At 59.2% G+C, this 16591-nt stretch carries 18 protein-coding genes; 11 read left to right on the top strand and 7 right to left on the bottom strand.

All coding sequences use genetic code 11. The features are described 5' to 3' along the window. Window positions 1-9 precede the first annotated feature (9 nt). Window positions 10-957, top strand: a complete 948-nt coding sequence (locus ACRZ96_RS12260) for an L-threonylcarbamoyladenylate synthase (RefSeq protein WP_480814687.1) — start codon at window positions 10-12, stop codon at window positions 955-957. Here the strand turns inward: ACRZ96_RS12260 and ACRZ96_RS12255 are convergent. Next, window positions 954-1508 (bottom strand): YqgE/AlgH family protein, encoded by a 555-nt coding sequence (locus tag ACRZ96_RS12255; RefSeq protein ID WP_170395693.1) that lies wholly within the window; start codon window positions 1506-1508, stop codon window positions 954-956. The two genes, ACRZ96_RS12260 and ACRZ96_RS12255, sit on opposite strands and share 4 nt — an antisense overlap. Before the next feature lie 148 nt (window positions 1509-1656). Between ACRZ96_RS12255 and ACRZ96_RS12250 the strand changes: the two genes are divergently transcribed. Next, complete coding sequence (locus ACRZ96_RS12250; RefSeq protein WP_480814686.1) at window positions 1657-2469, top strand: protein-disulfide reductase DsbD domain-containing protein; 813 nt, start codon at window positions 1657-1659, stop codon at window positions 2467-2469. A gap of 4 nt (window positions 2470-2473) precedes the next feature. Continuing rightward, window positions 2474-2923, top strand: a complete 450-nt coding sequence (locus ACRZ96_RS12245) for an NUDIX hydrolase (protein ID WP_170612826.1) — start codon at window positions 2474-2476, stop codon at window positions 2921-2923. Here the strand turns inward: ACRZ96_RS12245 and ACRZ96_RS12240 are convergent. The 6 genes from ACRZ96_RS12240 to ACRZ96_RS12215 form a co-directional block, all read right to left on the bottom strand. After that, on the bottom strand, window positions 2890-6291 hold the full coding sequence (locus ACRZ96_RS12240) for an efflux RND transporter permease subunit (protein WP_480814685.1): 3402 nt from the start codon (window positions 6289-6291) through the stop codon (window positions 2890-2892). The two genes, ACRZ96_RS12245 and ACRZ96_RS12240, sit on opposite strands and share 34 nt — an antisense overlap. 5 nt (window positions 6292-6296) lie before the next feature. Next, entirely contained in the window at window positions 6297-7754 is a 1458-nt protein-coding gene (locus ACRZ96_RS12235; RefSeq protein ID WP_170395685.1) for an RND family efflux transporter, read from the bottom strand. Window positions 7755-7859: 105 nt separating this feature from the next. Beyond that, on the bottom strand, window positions 7860-8402 hold the full coding sequence (gene moaB, locus ACRZ96_RS12230; RefSeq protein ID WP_170395683.1) for a molybdenum cofactor biosynthesis protein B: 543 nt from the start codon (window positions 8400-8402) through the stop codon (window positions 7860-7862). 6 nt (window positions 8403-8408) lie between these two features. Continuing rightward, window positions 8409-9029 carry a LysE family translocator gene (locus tag ACRZ96_RS12225; RefSeq protein WP_170395681.1) on the bottom strand — a complete coding sequence of 207 codons (621 nt, stop codon included), beginning with the start codon at window positions 9027-9029 and terminating at the stop codon, window positions 8409-8411. Continuing rightward, the gene (locus ACRZ96_RS12220; RefSeq protein WP_170395679.1) at window positions 9026-9625 is read right to left on the bottom strand and encodes a metallophosphoesterase family protein; all 600 of its coding nucleotides are present in this window, start codon (window positions 9623-9625) and stop codon (window positions 9026-9028) included. The genes ACRZ96_RS12225 and ACRZ96_RS12220 overlap by 4 nt, the downstream gene beginning before the upstream one ends. Further along, complete coding sequence (locus ACRZ96_RS12215) at window positions 9622-10386, bottom strand: uracil-DNA glycosylase (RefSeq protein ID WP_170514155.1); 765 nt, start codon at window positions 10384-10386, stop codon at window positions 9622-9624. Before ACRZ96_RS12215 ends, ACRZ96_RS12220 begins: the two co-directional genes overlap by 4 nt. A gap of 758 nt (window positions 10387-11144) precedes the next feature. Between ACRZ96_RS12215 and ACRZ96_RS12210 the strand changes: the two genes are divergently transcribed. The 8 genes from ACRZ96_RS12210 to ACRZ96_RS12175 all read left to right on the top strand — a co-directional run bounded on the left by ACRZ96_RS12210 (window position 11145) and on the right by ACRZ96_RS12175 (window position 16561). Beyond that, on the top strand, window positions 11145-12080 hold the full coding sequence (locus ACRZ96_RS12210; protein WP_170597244.1) for an aspartate carbamoyltransferase catalytic subunit: 936 nt from the start codon (window positions 11145-11147) through the stop codon (window positions 12078-12080). Further along, complete coding sequence (locus ACRZ96_RS12205) at window positions 12077-12595, top strand: hypothetical protein (RefSeq protein ID WP_170626197.1); 519 nt, start codon at window positions 12077-12079, stop codon at window positions 12593-12595. Before ACRZ96_RS12210 ends, ACRZ96_RS12205 begins: the two co-directional genes overlap by 4 nt. Continuing rightward, the gene (locus tag ACRZ96_RS12200) at window positions 12580-12966 is read left to right on the top strand and encodes a hypothetical protein (protein ID WP_170597242.1); all 387 of its coding nucleotides are present in this window, start codon (window positions 12580-12582) and stop codon (window positions 12964-12966) included. Before ACRZ96_RS12205 ends, ACRZ96_RS12200 begins: the two co-directional genes overlap by 16 nt. After that, window positions 12963-14243 (top strand): dihydroorotase, encoded by a 1281-nt coding sequence (gene pyrC, locus ACRZ96_RS12195; protein WP_480814684.1) that lies wholly within the window; start codon window positions 12963-12965, stop codon window positions 14241-14243. Before ACRZ96_RS12200 ends, pyrC begins: the two co-directional genes overlap by 4 nt. Further along, window positions 14243-14848 (top strand): glycerol-3-phosphate 1-O-acyltransferase PlsY, encoded by a 606-nt coding sequence (gene plsY / locus ACRZ96_RS12190; protein WP_170395665.1) that lies wholly within the window; start codon window positions 14243-14245, stop codon window positions 14846-14848. Before pyrC ends, plsY begins: the two co-directional genes overlap by 1 nt. Beyond that, window positions 14845-15120, top strand: coding sequence for a hypothetical protein (locus ACRZ96_RS12185; protein ID WP_170395663.1), 276 nt, complete (start codon window positions 14845-14847; stop codon window positions 15118-15120). Before plsY ends, ACRZ96_RS12185 begins: the two co-directional genes overlap by 4 nt. Window positions 15121-15292: 172 nt before the next feature. Continuing rightward, complete coding sequence (locus ACRZ96_RS12180) at window positions 15293-15766, top strand: YHS domain-containing (seleno)protein (protein ID WP_170395661.1); 474 nt, start codon at window positions 15293-15295, stop codon at window positions 15764-15766. A gap of 261 nt (window positions 15767-16027) precedes the next feature. Further along, on the top strand, window positions 16028-16561 hold the full coding sequence (locus ACRZ96_RS12175; protein ID WP_170395659.1) for a porin family protein: 534 nt from the start codon (window positions 16028-16030) through the stop codon (window positions 16559-16561). Window positions 16562-16591: the final 30 nt, after the last annotated feature.

Raw genomic sequence — 16591 nt, 5'->3', positions numbered from 1 at the left:
TCACGATCCATGACCCTTCTCGGTACTCAAGACTTACCAGCAAACGCCGACGGGCTCGCCAAGGCCGCTGACCTGTTGCGACAGGGGCTGCTGGTCGCTTTCCCGACCGAGACCGTCTATGGACTGGGTGGCGATGCACGAAACGGCGAGGCTGTGGCCGCGATCTATGAGGCCAAGGGGCGACCCAGTTTTAACCCACTGATCGCCCATGTCGCCTCAACCGAGACCGCGAAACGCTTCGTCGAATGGACCGATCAGGCTGATTTGTTGGCTGATGCCTTCTGGCCCGGACCGTTAACTCTGGTTCTTCCTCTGCGCCCCGATCACGGGATTTCGTCGCTGGTCACAGCTGGCTTGGATACTCTGGCCGTTCGCGTACCTGCGCATCCCACAGCGCACGCTTTACTGACCGCTTTTGACGGTCCTGTGGCAGCGCCATCGGCCAACCCCTCTGGTCAGATCAGCCCAACGACGGCGGCCCATGTCCGAGCGGGGCTGGAGGGACGCATAGCCGCAGCTCTGGACGATGGGCCGTGCGGTGTCGGGCTTGAGTCCACTATTGTGGGTCTGGCCGGCACCCCTGCCTTGTTGCGTCCAGGTGGTGTCGCATTGGAACAAATCGAAGAGGTTCTAAAGGCAGAACTGCATCACCACCAACCCGGCGATCTGCTTACCGCGCCGGGGCAGTTGCAATCCCACTACGCGCCGGACGCGCCGGTGCGGCTAAACGCCCGGTCACGGCAGGGGGACGAGGTGTTGCTGGGTTTTGGCCCCGTTGATTGTGATCTGAACCTCTCCAGCACCAGCAACTTGCCCGAGGCCGCCGCCAACCTGTTTGCCGCCCTTCACAAACTTAACGATACCGGTCGGCCAATCGCCGTATCACCAATTCCCCATCACGGATTAGGTGCGGCCATCAACGACCGTCTACGCCGCGCAGCAGCCCCTCGCGATTAGGCGCGGCCTGCACTGGCTGATAGGGTCAGCGGATCAACACCAAGCGTAGCCAAAGCCGCCTCCCATTTCTCGTCATCAGGGACATCAAAGACCAGTTTCGACGACGCATCAGTCGTTAACCAACCATTCATCGCGATCTCATCTTCCAACTGACCCGGCCCCCAGCCGGAATAACCTAAAGTCAGCATCGAATTCAGCGGCCCCTTGCCCGAGGCCAGATCCTCGAGCACATCCAGCGTTGCGGTCATGCTGAAATCTTCGGAAATCTGCATTGAATGCAGATTCGCCTCGTAATCTGCGCTATGCAGGACAAAGCCACGCGACATCTCGACCGGGCCGCCAAACTGCACCAGCCGTTCGCCAATTACGGGTATCCGACACGGGATGTTGAGCTGTTCCAGCAAGGTCTTGATCCGCAAGTCCGAAGGCTTATTCACGATCAATCCCATCGCGCCGTCATCACCATGGCTGCAGATATAGACGACCGAATGCTCGAATCGCGGGTCGCCCATTCCGGGCATCGCAATCAACAGTTTTCCCGTAAGGTCCATCAGCAGATATCTCTTGCGCCATAGGATATCCCTAGAATGACCCTGTGAACCGGGGAATGGCAAGGGATCAGCCGGGATTTCCGTGCATTTCACAGAAGTGACCGGAACGTGACTTGGCAATCCCGACCGGAATGCGCATGTTCTGCATATGAAAGCGCTTTGCAAATCTGCTGCAGCCGTGCTGGCCGTCAGCCTTTGTTTTGGTGCCCCCGCCACTGCGCAGGGGGTTGATAATCTGGTTCAGCTTGAGGTGTTGGACGGCGGCAAAACCGCCGAAGGTACCTATCAGGGGGCCTTGCGTCTAAAGCTCAAGGGCGGGTGGAAGACCTATTGGCGCGCACCCGGCGATGCGGGCATTCCGCCACAGTTTGATTGGAAAGGCTCTCGCAATATTGCAGACATAGCCTTCACATGGCCCGCGCCGCATGTGTTTGATCAGAACGGGCTGCGCTCGGTCGGGTATGAGGATCAACTTGTACTGCCCGTTGAAATCACGCCTAAGAACCCTGCCAAACCCGTGCGTTTGCGCGGCGAGATGGACTTGGGCGTGTGTAAGGATGTCTGCGTGCCGGGTCGGTTGGAATTCGATCACACAATGGATGCCGACGCTGCACGCAATCCGGCCATCGCCGCAGCCCTCGCCCAGCGCCCGTTTTCCGAACGCGAAGCAGGCGTGGCGGATGCGACGTGCCAATTGACTCCCACTGCAGACGGAATGCGGATCGAGGCGCGTATCACCATGCCTTCAGCGGGCGGGTCCGAATTCGCCGTCATTGAACCAGGAAACCCGGCACTCTGGGCATCGCAGCCCGATACACGCCGTCAGGGCAACACCCTGATCGCAAGCTCAGAGATTATCGGCGCCTCCGGCGGGCCATTTGCGCTGGATCGGTCCGAAGTGCGCATCACGGTTCTGGGGGCAAACCACGCTGTCGATATCCAAGGATGCAGCGCAGGCTGACCGGATGAGCCAGACCCCAAAGATCGGTGCCTTGGCTGTCGTGCTGCACGATGGCCAGGTACTTTTGGTGCAACGCAGCAAGCAACCCGATCAGGGGCTGTGGGGCTTTCCAGGCGGCCATGTGGAATGGGGTGAAACGGTTCTGGACGCCGCCACCCGCGAGCTGCGGGAAGAGACCGGTGTGATTGCTGAGCCTTTGGTCTATCTCGACAATCTCGACCTTTTGCTGCGCGATGATAGCGGGCAGACCCGGGCGCACTACCTGCTGGTCGGAGTTGCGTGTCGCTATGTAACCGGCACGCCTGTCGCTGCAGACGACGCGCAGGACGCTCAGTGGTTTCCGGTGGACCAGATCACCAGCGGCGACCTGCCAATGAGCGACCGCGTTCCCGATCTTTTGCGGCGAGCTTTAGAGATGGATCAAGCCTCGACCCGATCCGACAAGCGTGCATAAAGCACGCTGGACAGCACCACACCCACCAGCAGGATTACGGTCGCACCCGCCACGAAAACGCCAAAGCCCATTTGCAGCACACTTGGACCTTCGGCGGCGGGGTAGAGACCCGAGAGCAGCACCAACGGCGCACCTGTCACTACGGGCCAGATCATCGAGGCACCCAGCCAGATCGCCAACGCTGCGCCCGTTGCGCGCACGGCATTGCGCACCACCCTGTCCGGCGCTCGCAAGGCCCGTCTCATCGATGTCATCGGGCGTGAGATGTCGTTCAGGATAGCCAGCAATGCAGGCACTAGCAGCAGGATCAGGGCCATACCAAAGCCCAGCCCATAGACCAGTGTGATCACGGTCGGTTTCAAAAACTGCGCCTGCTGCGAGCTTTCGTACATCAAGGGCGTCAGCCCGAGTACCGTGGTCAGCGTGGTCAGCATCACAGGCCGCAATCGATCTGCCGTGCCTTCGACGATTGACGGCACCAACCCGCGCTCTTTCCGGTATCCGTCGATTGTGGTCACCAGAACAATCGAGTCGTTGATGATGATCCCGGTCATGCCCAACAGGCCGACGACGGTGAACATGCTTAACGGCACGCCCCACAGGTAATGCCCCCAGATCGCGCCCACGAGGCCAAAGGGAATGATCGCCATGACCACCAAGGGCCTTGTCCAACTGGCAAAGACCCAAGCCAATACCAGATAAATTCCGGTCAGACACAGGATCAGGCCTGTGCGGGCCTCGGACAGGAATTCATCCTCCTGCTCACTCAGGCCAGCCATGCGCCATTCGACCTGCCGTTCGGCGGCTATGTTTGGCAATATCTCTTCGCGCATGGCGCGGGCGATTTCGGCAGCCTGCGCCGGGTCGTCCTCGGAAATATCACCATTCACCGAGATGACCCGCAGACCATTTTCGCGCCGGACGGTCGAAAAACCCGATTTACGCTCGACCGAGACGATATCGGCGAGCGGGACATAAACGCCATCCGGAGTCCGCATCAATGTGCGTTCGAGAAAATCAGCAGTCAGTTCGCCATCGGGCAGTTCGATCCGAATCTCGGTGCTACGCGGACCATCCGGGAAGGTCGCGGCCTCAATCCCGTTCAGCCGGTTTCGCAACACGCGGCCCAGTGTTTCGATGCGGAAACCCAGCGCCTGACCCTGCGCGGTGAGGTCCAGAATGAACTCTTCCTTGTCATAGGCGAGGTTATCCTCGAGCGCCGAAACTTCCGGGTATTTCGCGAGTTCCGCCTGGAGGTCCTCGGATGCAGATTTCAACGTGTTCACATCCGCACCGTAGAACTGCACGTCAATCGCGTCGCCACCGGGCCCTGAACGCCAACCACGGAAGCTAAGCAGCTCGACCTTCGGGTGGCGCGGCACGAAATCCTGCAGCTCGCCCACAAATTCAAAGCTGGAATAGGGGCGCAAGTCGGCATCAATCAGCTCGATCGAGATGCCGCCCAGTAGATCGTCATCCTTGCCATCCGCCGCGCGCAGCCCCCATCCGGCCGAACCGCCAACCTCGGCTAGAACGTATTCGATCGGGTTGCGGCCATGGCGTTCTTCGTAAACCTGACCCAGTTCTTCCGTGGCTTTCTGGACCATGCGCATCATTTCCAGCGTCTCTGCGCGCGTCGCCCCTTCGACCATGATGAAATTGCCAGTGACCGAACCGCGTTCCGGTGCGTTGAAGAACCGCCAATTCACGTCGCCCCGAATGAACAGAGCAATCTGGCTGGCCAGAATCACTACCATCAGTGCAACAACCACATACCGTGCCCAGACCACCCACGCGACCAACGGGCGGAACAGGTGGTCGCGCACCCAGCGGAAGCCCTTGTTCACAACCCGGTTGGGCCAGTCATACCAATGCTCCTTAGCCGAATGCGCGATGGCATGGGCCATATGGTTCGGCAGGATCAGGAAGCATTCGATCAATGAGGCAATCAGGACAGCGATAACGGTGAACGGGATGTCTCGGATCAGCTCTCCAAAGCGGCCACCGATGGCGGTGAGACCAAAGAAGGCGATGACCGTGGTCACTGTTGCAGCAAACACCGGCATCGCCATTCGGCGGGCAGCGCGTTCTGCGGCGACGATTGGCGCTTCGCCCAAACGGCGGGCACGGAAATCGGCGTGCTCTCCCACGACGATGGCGTCATCAACCACGATGCCCAAGGTAATAATCAAACCGAACAGAGACACCATGTTCAGCGACAACCCGCCCAGATACATCAGCGCAATCGCCGCAGACATTGCCACCGGAATACCGGCAGCCACCCAGAAAGCGATGCGGGCGTTCAGAAACAGGAAGAGTAGACAAACCACCAGCCCAAGCCCAACCAGCCCATTGTCGACCAGAATATCTAGTCGGTCGGTGATCGCTTGTGCGCGGGTGCGGATCAGCTCAATCGTGATACCTTCGGGCAGGCTGGCCTGCATCTCGGCCACGACATCCTCGACATCGCGCTGAATTCCGATGGCATCGCCCAAATTGGACCGGTCGACGCGGATCGACATCGCCGGATTGTCGCCGACGAAATAGCTGCGGTTGCGCGTGACCCCCTCGACCCGGATTTCCGCCACATCGCCCACAACCAGCTTTGAACCATCGGCAAAGTTGCGCAGGGCGATACCTTCGATCTCTTCCGGGGTGCGTTTCTCAACGCCTGTCCGAATACGCGCATTGGCACCTGTGACATCGCCCGCAGGGTTCGCGGTGACTTCTGCCGCGATGGCCTCGGCAATATCCGAAAGCGAGATATCATTGGCGATCAACTGTGCGGTGGGGACTTCGACCACCACACGCGGCGCGGCCAGTCCCCGGATCGTTGTCCGCGTGACACCAACCGCAAACAGGCGGCTTATCAATTCATCGGTGAATTTGGCCAGTTGTTCAGCTTCGATGGGCCCTGTTATGACAACATCCGTGACACGATCCCGCCAAGCGCCGCGCCTGATGGTTGGTTCCTCGGCGTCTTCGGGCAGGTTGGTGACGCTATCGACAGCCGTTCGAACCTCTTCAACCGCGCGGGACATATCCCAGTTCGGCTCAAACTCCAGCCGGACCTGTGCAGTTCCCTCGCGCGAGGTCGACTCGGTACTGGCAACGCCCTCAACCGCCAAAAGCGCCGGTTCGAGCAATTGGACGATGCCATTGTCGACATCCTCGGGGCCTGCGCCTTCCCATTGAACGTTCACATCGACGCGTTCGAGAATCACATCAGGAAAGAACTGTGCCCGCATGTTGGGGATCGCGGCGGCCCCCAGCACCAGCATGATCAGCAGCAACAGATTGGCCGCAGTCCGGTGCCGGGTGAAATAGCTGAGGATACCGCCCGCCGCGTTGGGAATGTCGCGGATCATCGCGCTTAGCCCCCGGCCCGATTGTCATCAAGACGGCGTATTAGGGTGGCGGGCACTTTGGCCTCGCTCAACTGGCCCAATACTTGGGCTTTGTCTTCCTGAGACATGGCATCACTGGCCTCGACCTGAGCCACAAGCTGAGCGCGCTTTTCGTCCGAAAGCTCGACCATGCCCGGATCAGCTTCGGCATTCGCCTCAATCCGTAGGGGCCGCACACGTACACCCGAACCCAGCAGAGGCGTCCGGCCAATCACAACCTCGCGGCCTTCCAGGCCTTCACCACGCAAAAGCACCTCATCGCCCTGACGACGGATCAATTGCACAGCCAACGGTTCCAGCCGGTCATCGGGGCCGAGAACAAGCACATTGCCCGTGGCGTCCAGAGCCGAGGATGGCAGACGGACCACATTATCGAGCGGCTGTTCTTCAATCGAAACGGTGACAAAATCCCCCGGCTTGAATCCCGGCGCGTCGTCGAGACGCGCATAGATCAGACGCCCGGTTTGCCCTTCACCCGCCGCGCCACTATCGCGACTGATCCGGCCGGTGGCAGTGAGATCGGTCCCCGTGACCTCAAGCGATACAGTCACCGGGGCTGAGATCAGATCACCCTGCGCGTCCAGCAACCGCACGAATTGCGCGGTGGAAACCCGAAACGCGACCTCAAGCGCATTGGGGTCGACGAGTTCGGCCAGCTTTTCGTTGGCCGCGACCAAGCGGCCTTCAACCAAAGTGACCTCGGTCAGCGTCCCATCAAACCCGGCATGGATCGTCATATCCTCCAGGTCACGCTCGGCCCCTTCCAACGCGATACGAGCCCGCGCAAACAAGGTTGTTGCCTGATCCACACGAGATTCGGCCTGCGCCAAAGCGATCCTGCGCGCGAGAACTGCCTGATGAGCCGATGTTGCGGCCAGTTCCGCTTCTTCGACGCTTGCAGCAGCCCCGACACCACGTGTCTGCAGATCCTGCTGGCGCTGCAGCGCCCGGTCACGCAGTTCGGCCTGTGCCTCGGCTGATTTCAACTCATCCTGCGCCAACAGCAGCGAGCGTTCGGCGTCCCGCTCTTCAAACTGGGCATCCAGAAGATCGGATTTGGCACGGTCCAGAGCAGATTGCATATCGGCTGGGTCCAGTTCGACCAGCAATTCTCCCGCCGTTACAGTACCGCCATCTTCAAAATCTTCGGCCAGTGATACAACGCGCCCACCCAAGGCCGCGCGCAGCTCTAACCGGCGGCGGCTTTGAATCTGGCCAAACGCTTCCAGATAAGGAGTGACGGTTTCCGGCTCGGCGGTTCGTACGGTAACGGCGAATATGCGTTCCCGCGCCTCAGGTGCCTGATTGTCCCGCGTCAGCACATCCTGAACCGCGCCCGAGATCATCTGTGCGGCAACGATCAACAGGCCCAGCGTCAGAAACGCCAGGAAGACCCCAACAAGGCTTTGCCGCAGAAATCGCATCGGTCACTCACCTTTGGTCGCACACGCTGCCTTCCGCAAAGGTAGCCGGGTCGCAAAAAATGCCAAGCCACAAAGCGGTTATGATCCATTAAACGCAGAACCAGTCTACTTCCGTCGCAGGTGTTCGTCCAATCTGGGCATTATTTCAACGAAATTACAGGGCCGGTGGCGATAATCGAACTGCTTCTCCAAAATCGCATCCCAAGCGTCTTTGCAGGCACCCGGGCTGCCCGGCAACGCAAACAGATAGGTTCCGCCTGCAACTCCGCCTGTGGCGCGGGACTGCACGGCAGAAGTACCTATCTTTTCCATGGACACGATGGTGAAAACGGTGCCAAACGCTTCGATCTCTTTTTCATAAACGTCCCGGTGCGCCTCGACTGTAACATCGCGACCCGTCAGACCTGTGCCGCCGGTCGAGATCACGACGTCGATTTCAGGATCCGCGATCCAACTGCGCAATTGCTCGGCAATCTGGGTGCGTTCGTCCTGAATGATCTTGCGGTCCGCCACTGAATGTCCAGCCGTTTCGATCCGGTCGACAAGCGTCTGGCCCGAGCGGTCGTCGTCCAGTGAGCGTGTATCCGACACGGTCAGAACCGCAATACGGACGGGGATGAACTCAATGCTTTCGTCAATGCGCGACATATGTCGTCAAGCCCTTTCCATAATGGCAAGCCGGATGGCAAGAGCCGCGAATATCCCGCCCGTGACCCATCCAATGATACGTGAAGCGCGTGGGTTTGAGATCAAAATGCGCCCTACTCCGCCCGCAAAGATACCGACCATCCCATTCACTAGAATGCTGCCCAAGGTGATAATTGCACCAAAGGTTAGGAATTGCAGCAGAACCGGGCCGTTTGCTGGGTCCACGAACTGAGGGATAAAGGCCAAAACAAACAGAATGACCTTGGGATTGGTCAGGTTCACCAGCAACCCCTCGCGAAACGCGAAATGAGCAGGCTTGATTGCTGCATCGTCCGACACTGCCCCTTTCCGGATTGCGCCCCATGCAAGAACCAACAGATAAGCAACGCCCATCCACCGGATAACGTCAAACAGCCAAGGCACGGCTGATACCAACGCCCCAAGTCCAAGCCCCGCCAGCAAAACTTGCACCATCAGACCCGTCGAAACACCGAGGCTGGCCATCATCGCTGGGCGTGACCCGGACCGTAACCCTTGCCCGAAACAGAACATCATGTCAGCGCCGGGTGTGAAATTCAGCACCAGTGCGGCTGGGACGAAGGCCATCAATGTCACTGTCTCGATCACGTTGTTACCTCGAACCAATGTGGTTTTGGGCCCAGATTGGCGATCTGAGACCGCCCGAGCATGCCGCGGTATCCCCAACTGTCGTGGATATGACCGCAAAAGACAAAATCGGGCTGGATGCGTTCAACCGCGTCCCGAACTGCGGTCGAGCCGACCGACACATCTTGCGATGTCACATCCCCATATCCTTTTGGCGGAGAGTGCGCGATCAGAACATCCGCAGCCTCGCACCGGTCCAGCAGTTCCGATGCTTCAGCTTCAGTAAGATCGCAGGACCAGTCTCCGAAAGGCGTCACCGGCACACCGTAACCCAGCCCGAACAGGCGCAGACCATCCAATGTCATGCCCGTCCCGTGCAGAACATGCGCGCCTTCGGGCGCAGCGGCTGTCAGTTCCTCGGCGCTCTCAGCGTTGCCCGGCACCAGGATCAGCGGCGCTGCAATGCCCGACAGCATCTGCATCGCTTCTTTCAGGCCCCGCCGCGCATTGCAAAAATCCCCCGCTCCGATGACAAGATCAGCCTCGGCGCTGGCGACCACCAGATCAGCGGCCCGGTTGCGCGCCATATGAAGATCGGAAAACGCCAGAACTCTCATCCCGCGCCCCTCAGCCTTGCTTGCAAATCCAGCAAATCGGCCCAGGCCTGACGTTTCATCTGCGGTTGACGCAGCAGGTAGGCCGGGTGGAACATCGGGATGACCGGCAGATTCAGCGCCTGATCCCATTTCCCGCGCAGCCGCGTGATACCGCGTTTGCCCAGCAAGGCCTGACAGCTGATATTGCCCATCACCACCAGCACCTCGGGCTTGGCCAACGCCACATGCCGTTCCAGAAACGGCTTCATCATGCCAATCTCTTCCGGCTTGGGATCGCGATTCTGCGGGGGCCGCCACGGCAGCACGTTGGTAATGTAGACATTCTCGCGCCGATCCAGATCAATCGCGGCCAGCATCCGGTCCAGCAATTGCCCAGCGCGCCCGACAAAGGGCTTACCTTCGCGATCCTCATCACGGCCGGGCGCTTCGCCGATGATCATTACCCGTGCACCGGGGGTGCCATCGGCAAACACCAACTGCCGCGCGCCGCGTTTGAGGTCGCAAAGATCAAACGCCTCCATCGCCGCACGCAAATCGACGAGCGATCCAGCGGTTTTCGCCGCCTGTTTTGCAACAGCTGCGGCATCGACCGGCTCTGGTTTTTTCGCAGGTTCAACCGCAGCTGGTTTCTTAGCCTTGGCCGCTTTGTCCGGCAACGCATAGCGATCCACCGGCGCGTCGCCGATCGCCTCGGTTGCGCCCAGCTCGATCTGCCATTCCAGCAGCGCCCGCGCGGTATGATGGTCCAAGCCCGATTCCATAACCCTCAATCTAACCAGCTTTTGACCGAGGGAAAGCGAATAGACCTTGCCATGGCACAGGGTCGCACCGACCATGGCAGGGTCATGCTGTCATTTCTGCGATTCCTTCTGATTGCTCTATTGCTGGCAACCTCTGGCGGTTCGGCGAGTGCGCAGCTGTTTGATCGGGATACACAATGCCGCGCCGGACAGTTGCAATGCGGGCGCGGTTGTTGCCCCGCAGGCCAGCGCTGCAGCTTTGATGGTCGCTGTATCCCGCCGGGACACACCTATTGTGGAGGTGGGCGCACCTGCGGCCCGTTCGAGCGCTGCGTGGCAGGAGGAACCCGTTGCGCCCCTGCTGGGGCGAATAAGTGCACCTCGCGCTTGGATTGCCCCGGTGGTAGCTTCTGCAACGGACGCGGTGAATGCGAGCGCAGCCGACCGGATTTGGTCCCAGCTCCACCCACAACCTGCGCAGATGGTAGGAGTTGCGGAGCCGGTTCATCCTGCTTGCCGGGCGGCGGATGTTCGCGCCCCGGCTGGTTTCTGTGTGAAGAAACCGGTTCGCAATGCCGACCCGGATTTAAATGCTCGGCTTATCAGGGCTGTGTTCCGATCAAGGCCATTGATTGTGGCTATGGCAAGTGGTGCAAACCAGGGGAACAATGCCTGCCCGAAGGCGGATGTGAGAAACTAACCGAAGGGTCGGAACCTTAGGTTGCCTTGACCTGCATGGCTTCCTATAAGCGGTCCGATTGTCAGACAGGAGCCCGCCCATGCGTTTCGCCCATCGTCACCTTCTTGGCATCGAGCATCTGTCGCAATCCGATATCACCGCTATCCTTGATCTGGCCGAAACCTATGTCGATCTGAACCGACAATCGACTAAGCATTCGGACGTGCTGTCGGGCCTGACTCAAATCAACATGTTCTTTGAAAACTCGACCCGCACGCAGGCCAGTTTTGAACTGGCGGGCAAGCGGTTGGGGGCTGATGTGATGAACATGGCGATGCAGGCCAGTTCGATCAAAAAAGGCGAGACGCTAATCGATACGGCTATGACGCTGAACGCGATGCATCCCGATCTGCTGGTGGTACGGCATCCTCATTCTGGCGCGGTCGACCTGCTTGCGCAGAAAGTGAACTGCGCCGTTCTGAACGCGGGAGACGGGCGGCACGAACACCCGACGCAAGCCCTGCTGGACGCGCTGACCATCCGCCGGGCCAAAAGTCGTCTGCACCGGCTGAACATCGCGATTTGCGGAGACGTGGCGCATTCGCGCGTGGCGCGTTCGAACCTGATCCTGCTGGGCAAGATGGAAAACCGCATCCGTCTGATCGGCCCGCCGACGCTGGTGCCGTCGCAATTCGCGGAATTCGGGGCCGAGATCTATGATGATATAAATGAGGGTCTGAAAGACGTCGACGTTGTGATGATGCTGCGCCTTCAGAAGGAACGGATGGACGGCGGCTTTATCCCCTCGGAACGCGAATATTATCACCGCTACGGTCTGAACGCTGAAAAGCTGGCGCTGGCCAAGCCAGACGCCATCGTGATGCACCCCGGTCCAATGAACCGCGGGGTCGAGATCGACGGCACTCTGGCCGATGACATCAACCGATCCGTCATTCAGGAACAGGTCGAGATGGGCGTTGCCGTCCGCATGGCCGCCATGGACCTGCTGGCGCGCAACGTGCGAGAAGCCGCATGAACGATCTGATCATCGCCCCCCATGAGCGCGGTGTGATCCGCCTGTTCTCGCTGGACATGCGCCCGGAAGAAGCGAAATTCCTGCGCGAACCGGGGGCTGTTGATCAGGTGTTGGGTGTCGAGGGGCTGGATCCAGAACAGATCGACATTTTTCCGGTATCCGACCTCGAAGATCTCGGGCTTTATGGCTATCTCAGCGAAGGCTGTGGTGTCTCGGAAGACCAGTTGGATCGCGCGAAGTTCGACGCCATTGAAGGCTGGGTGATGGTCCTGCGCAGTGCGGCGCTGGGTGGTCGATCTGCAACCCTTTCCCTCGATCCCCGCCTGCATCTGATTGGCCTGTTCACCGAAGAGGCTACCAACTGGTCCGGCGGCACGATTGAGACCGAAAGCGCAAAACCGTTCTCGGCCGCGCAAAGCCCGCCAGTGGATAATAAACCAAGCCGCATCGGTTCAGCCGTCATTGCCTTGCTGATTCTGATCGCCGTCGGAGGTGCCTTGTGGCTGATCCTGTAACATTCACGCCAGACAAGGGCGCTTATATCCGCACCAACGCATGGCTCGCCGCGTTTGCAATGGCGGCTGCGATGGTCTTGCTTTGGTTGATAGGCAACCCTTACGTCTGGACCGGCGCGCCCGCAGGGTTGGCCGCCATCACCATCCGCGCTTGGTATTTGGCTTCGGAAGAACTGGTCGCCAAGTGGGAAATGACGGGCACCACTCTCACCGGTCCTGGTCCGCGTAAGGTGGCGCTGAACCAAATTCAGGCGGTCAATACCATTGGCAGTTTTGTCCAGATCGTCACCAAAGGCGGCGACAAACACCTTATCAAATACCAGGCGGACCCCGCCGCCACCAAAGCTGCAATCGAAAGGGCCATGGCATGAGCAATCTGATTTTCACTAACGCTCGCCTGATCGACCCCGAAGCTGGCAAAGATAGCATCGGCTGGCTGCAGATTGCCGATGGTCGGATCGCAGCGCTTGGTGAAGGCACGGCCCCAGACGCTGACACGCAGGTGGTCGATTGCGGTGGGCAGTGCCTCGCCCCCGGCATTGTCGACATTGGCGTCAAGGTCTGTGAGCCCGGTGAGCGGCACAAAGAAAGCTATAAATCCGCAGGTCTGGCTGCGGCTGCAGGGGGTGTGACAACCATCGTCACCCGTCCCGATACTCTGCCTGCCGTCGACACACCCGAGACGCTTGAGTTCGCCACCCGCCGCGCGCAAGCGGACGCTCCGGTCAACGTTTTGCCAATGGCCGCCCTGACCAAAGAACGCGAAGGGCGTGAGATGACCGAGATCGGGTTCCTGCAAGATGCTGGAGCTGTGGCCTTCACCGATTGCGATCATGTCATCACCAATACCAAGGTGTTCTCACGCGCGCTGACCTACGCCAAATCCTGTGGCGCGCTTGTGATTGCCCACCCGCAAGAGCCGGGCCTGAGCAGCGGTGCCGCGGCCACCAGCGGTAAATTCGCCGCACTGCGAGGCTTGCCTGCCGTATCGCCTATAGCCGAGCGTATGGGGTTGGACCGCGACATCGCCCTGCTTGAAATGACCGGGGCCGCCTATCACGCCGATCAGATCACCACCGCCCGCGCCCTGCCTGCACTGGAGCGCGCCAAGCGCAACGGGCTGGACATCACAGCAGGCACGTCAATCCACCATCTGACGTTGAACGAATTGGACGTGTCTGATTATCGCACCTTCTTCAAGATCAAGCCCCCGCTGCGATCCGAAGATGACCGGCAAGCCGTGATCGAAGCAGTGCGAACCGGTCTGATAGACACGATCAGTTCCATGCACACGCCGCAGGATGAGGAAAGCAAGCGTCTGCCGTTTGAAGAGGCGGCCTCGGGCGCGGTGGCGCTGGAAACACTGCTGCCTGCTGCGCTTCGGCTATATCATTCCGAACAGCTGGACTTGCCGACCCTGTTCCGCGCCATGGCCCTCAATCCGGCCAAACGGCTGGGGTTGGAGAGCGGTCGCCTGGCCCTAGGCGCGCCTGCCGATCTGGTGCAGTTCGACCCGGATGTTCCCTTTGTTCTGGACCGATTTACGCTGAAATCGAAATCGCAGAACACACCGTTTGACGGTCAGCGGATGCAGGGTAAGGTCACCGCAACCTTTGTCGCTGGACAAGAAGTGTACCGGAGAGCCTGATGCCCCTGATCGACAGCACAATGACTCAGCTCATCCTGTGGGCCGCGTTGGGATACCTGCTAGGCTCCATACCCTTTGGCATGATCGTCGCGCGCGTGATGGGTCTGGGAAATCTGAGGCAAATCGGGTCGGGCAATATCGGCGCAACCAACGTCCTGCGAACCGGCAATAAGGCAGCGGCAGCGCTGACATTGCTGTTTGATGCAGCCAAGGGTGCCGTTGCTGTTCTGCTGGCACGCGCTTTGGCTGGTGAAGATGCCGCGCAGATCGCCGCGTTGGCCGCGTTCCTCGGGCATTGCTTTCCGGTCTGGCTGGGCTTCAAAGGCGGCAAAGGCGTTGCGACTTTTCTGGGCCTTTGGCTGGCACTTGACTGGCGCGTGGGTGTCGCCTGCTGCTTGACATGGCTGGTCGCGGCGCTGATCTGGCGTATTTCATCCGTTGGTGCGCTGGCCGCCGCCGCCCTATCCACCACCTGGATCATGGTGCTGACAGATGGCAGTACCTTCGTTCTTGGAATTGCTCTGACCTTGCTGCTCTACTGGCGGCACAGCGCCAACCTAGCGCGGATCAAGGCGGGGACAGAACCGAAAATCGGGAAATCGTGACAGCGCCCAGCGCGTTTCTGAAAGCGTTCCATGATCTGCCGGTCGGCACGTTCACCGGTTCCGTTGGGCCGCATCGATATTTGGTATCGCATCAGATCATGGCCTGCGGGAAATCTCACAAACTGGTGGCTCATCAATTGGGCGGACCGGATTACATCAGCCTGAACCTTTATCTCACACAGAAAAGCGGCGCATTGCTTCGCCCCTGCGAAATGCCTGCGGAAAAGGTGGTCGATTTTGTCCTGGCGCTGGTGCCTGACGTGCAGGAATGAACAACCGGTCTTTGTGATTGCACAATCACAATTGATTGCTTTGAACGTGATCAGGCCATTCCCCAACTGGGATTTTGTGACGGCCAATTACAGGCGTCGCGACAATCAAATCCGGTTCGCCCGGGCAAAATTACAGTGCTCTTCAGCGAGCCTATTCACGAAAGGTGAAGTCATGAACACGTTCAAATCCATCATCAGCGGAGTCGCGCTGTCTGTTGCGATCGCAAGCTCAGCAATGGCGGCTGGCGTCGAAATCAACGCAAGCTCGACCGGATTGGCAATGCAGGGCTATGACCCGGTTGCCTATTTCACCGTTGGCGAAGCAACCAAGGGTGATTACAAAATCACCACGCTGCACAACGACGCCCTGTACCGTTTTGCATCGGAAGAGAACAAAGCCGCTTTTGAGGCGAACCCAGAGGCCTATCTGCCTGCTTACGGCGGCTATTGCGCATTTGGCACCGCAATGGGCTTCAAGTTCGATGGTGACCCGAACTACTGGAAAATCGTCGACAACAAGCTGTATCTGAACCTGTCACAAGACATTCAGGAGCGTTGGGAAGGCGACATTCCGGGCTTTGTTGAGAAAGCCAGCGCGAACTGGGAAGACATCGCCGACAAAGACCCGGCTGAACTACAGCAATAATTCGCTGACAAGACCTTTGTGCATCGGCGGCAGATCGTATCTGCCGCCGATCTTCGTTTGAAGGCATCATGTTTCACCCTATCTAGCATGTGAGAAAAGAGCCCAACCTGAGTGGGCCCACGCCGGGGCACCGGCCAGAATAAAGTTGTTCGGGACAGTCAAAACATCACTGATCCGGCCTAAGGGCCGGAACGTAGATTCAATCATAACGCTGCCATTAGATTTGATTGGCAGCAGGTTTCGAGCGAAAGGAATGAGACGATGACAGGAAGATTGGCACTGATCACCTCGGTCGCCGTATTGGCTGCGGGATCCGCCATGGCGCAATCCTCAGGCAACTGGACTGGATTCTACGGCGGTGCGCAGTTTGGTTATGCGGACATCGACACAAACGTATCAGGCGTCGACGGCGATGGTGCGATCGGCGGTATCATCCTTGGATATGATTACGATCTGGGCGATTGGGTCGTCGGAGGTGGCTTCGACTATGACTGGAGCGACGTAGACCTTTCCGGCGCTGCCACGGTCGAGAATGTCTGGCGGCTCAAAGCGCGCGCGGGCTACAAGGTGAACCCGCAGGGCCTGCTTTATGGCACCGCCGGTTATGCCGATGCGGATACCGATAATCTGGGCAGTGACGATGGCTGGTTCATCGGCGCAGGCTATGAGCAGATCGTAGCCCCCAATATCAGCGTTGGAGGCGAGATTCTGTATCATGAGTTCGACGACTTCAACTCATCGGGCGTCGATGTTGACGCAACTACAGTTCAACTGCGTGTAGCATATCGGTTTTGATGAGAAAGTAGGGCCCGGCTATTTGCGCCG

The organism is Ruegeria sp. CF1, from assembly GCF_056537445.1.
Note: the sequence above shows the minus strand (reverse complement) of the source record. Positions and strands in the feature narration are given on the sequence as shown.